This window comes from Mesorhizobium sp. M7A.F.Ca.US.006.04.2.1 (assembly GCF_004022915.1).
In the GTDB taxonomy this organism is placed as follows: Bacteria; Pseudomonadota; Alphaproteobacteria; order Rhizobiales; family Rhizobiaceae; genus Mesorhizobium; species Mesorhizobium ciceri.
On the sequence record NZ_RZQA01001606.1, the window covers coordinates 1 to 519 of the forward strand.

The 519-nt window shown below is 60.9% G+C and carries 1 pseudogene; it reads left to right on the forward strand.

The features are described from left to right. A pseudogene (locus EN925_RS39000) lies at positions 1 to 285 on the forward strand (dihydroorotate dehydrogenase (quinone)); the annotation flags it as partial. Positions 286 to 519: the final 234 nt, after the last annotated feature.

A 519-nucleotide genomic window follows, 5' to 3' on the forward strand; every position in this document is an offset into this window, starting at 1 on the left:
CTGTTCGAGCGTTCGACCATCGTGCTGGCGAAGATGCGCAAACTGCTCGGGCCGGAGCTTGCCATCGTCGGCGTCGGCGGCGTCGATTCCGCCGATACGGCGCTGGACAAGGTCCGTGCGGGTGCCGATCTGGTGCAGCTCTACACCGGCATGATCTATGCCGGGCCTTCGCTGCCAGGCCGTATTCTTTCCGGAATGGCCCGTTTCGTCGAAAAAGAACGGCTGAAGTCGATTTGCGAGTTGCGCGACAGCCGCCTCGACTTCTGGGCGTCCAGGCAACTCTGAACTGCTCTCAGGAGCGCAGGTCGCGGCTGACGGCCCGCTCGCAGATGGTGCAACGAACTCGGGTCGACGGGTTCCTTCGGAGCTTTCGCCGGGCGTTGGCTGACGGCGCATCAAACAAAAAACCCGCCAGTGCGGCGGGTCATTGGCGCAAATCAGCACCATGGGCAAAAATCTACCATAGCTGAGGTCACCGAGTCAAGAAAAAATTCCTATCGCGAAGCTGCCGCTCAGTGT